This is a genomic window from uncultured Sphingomonas sp., from assembly GCF_964237335.1.
In the GTDB taxonomy this organism is placed as follows: Bacteria; Pseudomonadota; Alphaproteobacteria; order Sphingomonadales; family Sphingomonadaceae; genus Sphingomonas.
The window spans coordinates 1-7,393 of record NZ_CAXSHM010000067.1 but is presented as its reverse complement, the minus strand read 5'-3'; the positions used below and the strand labels follow the sequence as shown (position 1 = coordinate 7,393).

Genomic DNA, 7,393 nt, shown 5'->3' with positions numbered 1-7,393 from the left:
TGTCAGATCGGCAATCCACTTATCCCCGCTGTGCAGATTCCCCGAACCACCTCTATACTCCGCTCGGCGCAGGCACCCACGTCATCGTCGTCGCGGTGAGCGCGAGCAGCGATTATGGCGGAACCAAGAATCGCCGCGTGCAAGTCAGCGTGGATGGCCGTCCGGTCGCGCGCGGGAGCGTTCCCGAAGGCGTCGAACCCTTTTATGGATCAGCCAGCCTGAACATCGGCGTTCCGCGCAACTCTCCCGTCGCAGTGACGCCGCTGCCGCCCTTCTCGGGATCGATCGAGAAGGTGCGGCTTCAGTTCCCCTGATTCGAACCGGAACTGCGAGCGCGGGATGGCTAGCGGGCCATCAGCGCGCAGGCAAGGAGCGATACCGGCTCTCGTCGCATATGCTACGTTCCCGGCCTCAGGTAACCGGACGCGTCATCGGATGTTGCCGGCCTCTATCCCGGATGATGGCTACGCGCGCGCCAGCGTGCAGGCCGTACGCGCCAACGCGCTGATCCGTGCGGGATCGGGCGTGCCGCGCCGTACGATCCAGCTGCCGCCGACGCACACCACTTGCGGTATCGCCAGCCAATCGACGGCCGTATCGAGGGTGATACCGCCCGTCGGGCAGAAGCGCGCCTTGCTCAAGGGAGCGCACAGGGCCTTCAGCGCCGGCACGCCACCGGCCGCCATCGCCGGGAAGAACTTGAAATGCGTCAGCCCCATATCGAGTCCGCGCATTACATCCCCGGCGGTCGCGGTGCCGGGCAGGAAGGCGACGTCGCGATCGATCGCAGCGCGGCCGAGCGACTCGGTCAGGCCCGGCGAGACGATGAAGCGGGCACCCGCATCGAGTGCGGAGTCGAGATCGCGCTCGTCGAGTATCGTGCCGGCGCCGACCACCGCGCCGGCCACTTCCGACATCGCCCGGATCGCGTCGAGCGCGCAGGGCGAGCGTAGCGTCACTTCCAGCGCGACCAGTCCGCCGGCCACCAACGCCTCGGCGATCGGGCGAGCATGGGCCAGATCGTCAATTACGAGCACCGGGATCACCGGAGACAAGGCCATCACCGCTGCGACGTCCATGCGTATCACTCCTCGCGAACGGATGGTGCGCCACGTGACGAGACATGGATCGACACCTGACGATAATCTCGATTGGCTGTATGGCCCGCAGGAGCCTCCTGACGATGCGTTGCGGTTACGACGACGACATCGCAGCCGGCAGCTTCACCCGCGCAAATCCCCGCCGGCGCGTCCTCGAAGACGAGGCATTTTTCGGGCGCGCAGTTTAGGCGCCCTGCCGCCAGCAGGAAGCTTGCCGGATCGGGCTTCCCCGAAAGGACATCCTCGGCGGTCACGAGCACCGAGGGTTTGGGGAGTCCGGCCACGGACAATCGGCGAAGCGCCAGCTCCCTAGGGCCGAGGTGACGATCGCCCATTGGCGTGGCGGCGCCGTTCTCAAAAACGCGCCTGCGCCGGCAATTTCCGCGATGTCCGCAACGTCGGCGAGTTCCGCCTCGAAGATCGATCGCGCTTCGCGTTCCGGATCGACGCCGGCCAAGCCGAGGCTCTCGATCACCTCCGTCACCCCCATGCCGTGGGATCCGGGCAGGAAATCCCGCGCGTTCAGCCCGAACCGGACGGCCCATTTGCCCCAGACGCGTTCGGACGCCGTGATGGAGGTGAGCTGGCGAGCCAGCCTTATCAATGCCGCACGGTCCTCCCGGTCGAACAGCGCGAGCGTGATGCCGGAGAGGTACAGCAGTTCCGCCGTTGCGCTTCGCGCCAACGCGTCGGCACAGCCTTCAAGCCGGAAGAGGTCGCGAACGGGTGCCTGGGACGGCCAATAGTAAAACTCTCGCTCGCCCGCCGCATCCGTGACGATCGCATAGAGTCCCGGCAGCCGCGATGGCGCGGTCAGTACCAAGTCCGGCCGGAGCCCTTCGGCCTCCCAATCCGTGCTCACAGGGCCACTGAACGGGTCGATGGCCCGATCAATGGCGACTGGTTCGAAGCTTAGGTCGGCCACGTACTCGTGCCCGAACTCAAGCCCGGCGACGTCGTCATCATGGATAATCTGTCGAGCCACAAGCGCGCCTCCGTCCGCGATCTGATCGAAGCCGCTGCAACCCTGCGCTTCCCCCCCACAGCCCCGACTTCAATCCGATCGAAAAGGCCTTCTCCCGGCTCAAGGCCATGCTCAGAAAGGCCGGTGAGCGAACCGTCGCAGGTCTCTGGAACCTCATCGGCAACCTCATCGACATTTTCCAGTCCGACAAATGCGCCAACTACTTCAGCTCCCGCGGATACGATCCAGAATGATCGGAAAACGCTCTAGAAAGATGTACTCACCTGAATCCCGTACGTCCGAGGCTCGCCGGTGTACCTGCGCAGGATGTCAGCAAGTCGCACTTCGCTCGTCCAATAATATTTGTCGGTAAGGTTGCGAACGAACAGCGCGGCCTGCCAACGCCGATCGGAGGCCTTCAAACCGATCCTCGCATCCACAAGTGTATATGCATTGATTGCCAAGCGAGGGTCATTACCAAACCCGGAGTTCGTGCTGCTGCGGTAATTCGCGTTGACGCCAAGCAGCCCGGTCAAACGCGCAGTGACTGGTATGTCATACTGCCAATCCGCTACAAGCTGATATTTGGGAGTGAAGGGGAACGAATTTCCTTTGAAGTCCGACAGATTGCCGATGACATCATAATTGGTGAAGTCGCTGGTGACCCGCGTATCAAGATAGGTGCCGGCGAGCACCAGCGTCATGCCCCTAACGGGATAGGCATTGAGCTGCAACTCGGCGCCCGCCACACGCGATTTAGGCACGTTGACCAATGCTTGGGCCGGCCCGATGAGTCCCAAGATGCGGCCGAGTACCTGCTTATTTGTGTAGTTGTAGTAAAAGCCTGCGCCAGTTACCTCCAGCACACGCCTCACGATTGGCACCTTGAATCCGGCTTCGTAGGCGAGCACCGACTCTTGCGTCACGGGCTGCAACTGAGAGGTCAGAAACGCGGCTAGAACCGGCGAACTGCCTGCTTTGTAGCCTCTGCTTATATTTGCGTAGATCAGGACTGAAGGAGCTGGCTTCCAGTCGAGGCCCGCGCGCCATGAAACGTTGTTCTCATTCAACGTGCCGTTGGAGCCTAGCGGTTGAAGATAGTTCGGTGAGGTGCGATCATCGATTAATGTGGCACAGCTGCCGATCTGGTAAGTTACAGCGGGGAAGCCGAACGCACGGCGGAGCGAACTGTCGATCGCGGACGCCGCGGCTGCGGAGCTCGCGTTTGCCGGCAAAACGCAGGAATTATATTGATCTTTCGTCGATGTATAGCGCGCACCGCCGTGTAAGACGAATTGCCGACCGAGGTCCAGGTCAACGTTGCCGAACACCGCCTTGGTGTTGAATCGCTGGCCGCCGTCCAGATCGTTGAGGTTGCTGCCCAGCGCAATTGAAGCCGACGCATAGGCACTATTGTAAGTGTCGAACTCGCTGGATATATCATGTGAGTAGTTGCCGCCGACGACGAACTTGACCGGCCCCGCGTCACCACTTAGTCTCAGTTCCTGCGCGAAAGAAGAAAGTGTGCCGGTAACCCGAGTGATGGAGGCCGGCACGTTCACGCCGCCTTGATCGACAAGTTGGTCGACGTTCATGTTCGAGTAAGAAGTCAGCGAGGTTAAGGTTAGAATAGAACCGAGCTGCTGCTCGGCGCGCAGCGAAGCCTGGAAGAACTTGTTGTTGCGACGCAAGTCGAGGCCGGGGTTCCAATCAGCGGCTCGATCGTTGCTTGGTGGTGCCGGGTAATTAACGACGATCGGCACCAGCGCGCTGGCTGCAGTAGAGATGACCACGCCAGTGCGCTGCGCCGCCTGGGTGTCAGATTGGTCTACGAAGCCGTTGACGTTCAGCACGAACGATGTCGTGTCGGACGGCTTGAAGTCGAACAGGATGCGGCCCTGATAGAAGCGCTTTGCGCCCAGAGTGTCGTTACGAGTATAGCTATACTGCCAGTCCCCGCCCCTCTCTACACGTCCGGACAGGCGCACGCCCAGAGTTTCAGTCAAGGGTCCGCTTACGTAACCTGTCGCGTCGAAAGTATTGAAACGTGCGAAGCTTACGTCGGCTCCTCCGCCAAACTTGTCGGTAGGCCGCGCGGCAATATAGTTGATCGCGCCCCCGGTGGCGTTCTGACCGAACAGCGTGCCCTGCGGGCCTTTGAGCACTTCCACGCGCTCAAGGTCCAGCGCGGCGCCTTGTGCCATGATGGTGAACGGCAGCGGCACCTCATCTTCATAGACACTTACGCTCGGACGGGCGCCAAGGGTGGTATCGAAGAAGCCTACACCCCGCAGCGAAAAAACCGGGACGCCGTTACCGCTTTCGGCATAGCTGAGGCCCGGCGTCACCTTCACGAGGCTCTGTACATCTGTAACGCCGCGATCGACCAGCTGGTTACCGGAGAGAGTGGTAATAGACATTGGAACGTCGGTTAAAGCTTGCGGGCGTCTTTGCGCCGTGACCACAATGTCAGATTGTGCCGAAGGGGTATCGGGTGCAACTGCGCTTGCCTGCGGAGTAGTAGCTTGGGCGTGCACAACCGATGGCGCGACGGAGCCGATCGCGATAGCACTCGATAAAGCCATCATAGTATTGCGCATAAATCCCCCTAAGCTAGCCCGCTTCTAAGCGGCGCACCTAAACAGCTCGATAATCGTCATTCCCGGACGGCTGCAAATCCAGATCAGCGGTTGTATTGTCTTTTTGGTGAAAGTGCTCTTTTGAAATAAGCTACCTACTGGCGACCTCGGCATCAACTGATTTACTGAAGGTATCGCTAGGCCATAGGACTACGAGCTCCTGCAGTGTCGCACGGTGACTCGGTCCTCTCCTATCGATACATCCGGACGGATACCCGACGTTGACGTCAGCGTAGTCCGTTCTGCTAATCAGTCAATAGAAAAAGCGGGCGGACGGGCGCTGGTGTCCAGTCTCAATGATAGGTGGTGCATCAGCCACGAGGAAGAGGAAGGAAGCGTGGTACATCAGGTCCTGCCGGAAGTGCGACGACCACAGAGGTGTCTGTTGAGTGACACAGACGGTGAAGATAGGCTGAGGGCGCTGGAGAGGCGTCACCGCGCAACCAGAAGACGGTCGCGAAGTGGCGGAAGCGGAGATCGCCGGCCAACCTGCGGACCAGTCCGAACGAGCCGAGGTTCACGACGCTGACAATCGGGGAGGAAGCCGTGGTGGTGGCATCCCGATGCCACAGGCTGCTGCCGCTGAATGATTGTATCTGCGCTCGCAGACGACGATCCCGCGCCTGAAGCGCTCGCCGCCCCACCGCGGTCTGCAGGGTCACGGTATCAGGCGGTTGCTCGATGTCGTGTCATCGGTCCTGCAATTCTCCCCGGAAGTGGGCTTTGAAAATTCCCTGATTGGCATTCCTGTCGGTTCTTCCGGCGGGGCTAGCCCCGCCGGAATGAACCGAGCCGCCATCGACGCCAGATCCCCGTGTATCGCGCGGCAATCTGGATGAGACAGTAGCGGCGATCAGGATGAGACTCTGTGGCCGTGACGGGAGCGAGATTGTCGCGGCGCGACAGGCAATGCAAGGCCAGTTTGGTGTTGATCGTCGCTCCGCGACAGAGCGTGTCTCAGGTTGATTGTCGCTGGAGGGCCGCGCGGCGTCGGTAGCTTTCGACGTTCATTTCGAAGATGTTGGAGTGGTGCACGAGGCGGTCGACGGCGGCGAGCGTCATAGCGGGGTCCGGGAAGACCCGAGACCAGTCGCCGAACGGCTGGTTGGCGGTGATGAGGGTTGATCGGCGTTCGTAGCGGGCGCTGATCAGTTCGAAGAGGACGGAGGTTTCGGCCTGGTCCTTGGTAACGTAGGCGAGATCGTCGAGCACCAGCAGGTGATATTTGTCGAGCTTGGCGATCGCGCTTTCGAGTGCGAGTTCGCGGCGTGCGACCTGCAGTTTCTGGACGAGATCCGAGGTTCGGGTGAACAGGACGCGCCAGCCAGCCTCGATGAGTGCCATGCCGATCGCTGCAGCAAGATGGCTCTTCCCGCCGCCTGGTCCGCCAATCATGATGAGATTGGCGCCTTTCTCGAGCCAGCTGTCGCCAGCGCAAAGCGCCAGGATGTGCGCCTTGGAGATCATCGGCACGTTGGTGAAGTCGAAGGTGTCGAGGGTTTTCCCTGGTGGCAGGCGTGCTTCTGCCAGGTGCCGCTCGATACGCCGCCGGTCGCGTTCGGCGATCTCATGCTCGGCGAGCGCGGCGAGGAAGCGGGTGGCCGGCCACGCTTCCTTGTCGGCGCGTTCAGCGAATTGCAGCCAGGCCTGCTTGATGGCGGGCAGACGCAGTTCGTTGAGGATGAAGGCGAGACGCTGGGTGTCGACCGCGGGGTTCATGCGGCCGCCCCCGTCAGCAGGTTGTTGTAGACGGCAAGCGAGGGCAATTTGACCGAGACGACCGGCAGACTGGCCGGGTCTGGTGAGAAGCGTGCTCGTAACTGCCCGAGATCCGGCAGGCGCCTGGCCTCCAGATCCTGCGCCAAGACGTCGGCCAGCTCTGCTTCGCAGCCCCGCTCATGGGCGAGCGAGAGCAACTCGACCATGATCTTGCAGGCCGCGCGTTCCGGCAACTGTTCGACGAGACGGTCGAATGTCCGGCGATACGCTTCCCGCGGAAAGATCTGGTCGCGGTAGACGAGGCTCATCAGCGCCATGGGTTTGCGCCGCAGGCTGTGGATGACGTGCCGATAGTCGACGACGTGTCCGTGCTTGCCGTCGCTGGGTGCTCGTCCGCGACGGAGCGTCATGAGACGCGTCGCGCCGAGGAAGAGATCGAGCCGGTCGTCATACAGGCGGACTCTCAGCCTGTGGCCGATGAGGCGCGAGGGGACCGTGTAGAAGACCTTCTTCAGCGTGAAGCTGCTGGTCGAGGTGACGGGGACGATGCTCTCCTCATAGTCGCCGGTGCAAAGCTGCGGGAGCTGCTGCAGCGTCCCGCGCTCGGCATCGATACGAGCGGCGTTGCGTCGATTCTTGCGCGCGGCAATCTCGTCGATGAAGGCGCGGTAGGCAGCCAGATCCGCGAAGTCGCCGGACCCGCGCATTAACAGCGCGTCGTTCACGGCATATTTGAGATGGCCGTGGGAGCTTTCGATAGCCCCGTTCTCATGGGCGACACCGCGATTGTTGCGCGTCGGCTCCATCGTATAATGCTCGCACAGCGCATCATATCGCCGCGTCAGGTCTGCTCGCGCGTGGGCGTCGAGATTGCGGAATGCGGCCGACAGGCTGTCACTACGATGCAAACGCGGGGCGCGGGACTGTCAGGATTTCCGTGTGTGGGCGGGCGGTTGAACATTACGCCGCCA

Annotated in this window: 6 protein-coding genes and 2 pseudogenes; 2 read left to right on the top strand and 6 right to left on the bottom strand. The window is 61.7% G+C overall.

Annotated elements, in window-relative coordinates; translation table 11 throughout:
- On the top strand, positions 1-314 hold a 314-nt coding region (locus tag ACFE65_RS17025; RefSeq protein ID WP_375383550.1), incomplete at its 5' end, for a hypothetical protein.
- A gap of 150 nt (positions 315-464) precedes the next feature.
- Here the strand turns inward: ACFE65_RS17025 and eda are convergent.
- Genes eda through ACFE65_RS17010 form a run of 3 tightly spaced genes read right to left on the bottom strand, consistent with a single transcriptional unit; the run spans position 465 to position 2,085 of the window.
- Positions 465-1,079 (bottom strand): bifunctional 4-hydroxy-2-oxoglutarate aldolase/2-dehydro-3-deoxy-phosphogluconate aldolase, encoded by a 615-nt coding sequence (eda, locus tag ACFE65_RS17020; protein ID WP_375383549.1) that lies wholly within the window; start codon positions 1,077-1,079, stop codon positions 465-467.
- 5 nt (positions 1,080-1,084) lie between these two features.
- Entirely contained in the window at positions 1,085-1,354 is a 270-nt protein-coding gene (locus ACFE65_RS17015) for an HAD family hydrolase (protein ID WP_375383548.1), read from the bottom strand.
- On the bottom strand, positions 1,351-2,085 hold the full coding sequence (locus tag ACFE65_RS17010; RefSeq protein WP_375383551.1) for a hypothetical protein: 735 nt from the start codon (positions 2,083-2,085) through the stop codon (positions 1,351-1,353). The genes ACFE65_RS17015 and ACFE65_RS17010 overlap by 4 nt, the downstream gene beginning before the upstream one ends.
- Between ACFE65_RS17010 and ACFE65_RS17005 the strand changes: the two are divergent.
- Positions 1,975-2,318: pseudogene (locus ACFE65_RS17005) on the top strand (transposase); the annotation flags it as partial. The gene ACFE65_RS17010 and the pseudogene ACFE65_RS17005 sit on opposite strands and share 111 nt — an antisense overlap.
- A gap of 12 nt (positions 2,319-2,330) precedes the next feature.
- Here ACFE65_RS17005 and ACFE65_RS17000 read toward each other — a convergent pair.
- The 3 genes and pseudogenes from ACFE65_RS17000 to ACFE65_RS16990 all read right to left on the bottom strand — a co-directional run.
- On the bottom strand, positions 2,331-4,664 hold the full coding sequence (locus tag ACFE65_RS17000) for a TonB-dependent receptor (protein WP_375383547.1): 2,334 nt from the start codon (positions 4,662-4,664) through the stop codon (positions 2,331-2,333).
- A 996-nt stretch (positions 4,665-5,660) separates the two neighbouring features.
- The gene (gene istB / locus ACFE65_RS16995; protein WP_375383546.1) at positions 5,661-6,422 is read right to left on the bottom strand and encodes an IS21-like element helper ATPase IstB; all 762 of its coding nucleotides are present in this window, start codon (positions 6,420-6,422) and stop codon (positions 5,661-5,663) included.
- Positions 6,419-7,339, bottom strand: a pseudogene (locus ACFE65_RS16990) (IS21 family transposase); the annotation flags it as partial. The gene istB and the pseudogene ACFE65_RS16990, both read right to left, overlap by 4 nt.
- Positions 7,340-7,393: the final 54 nt, after the last annotated feature.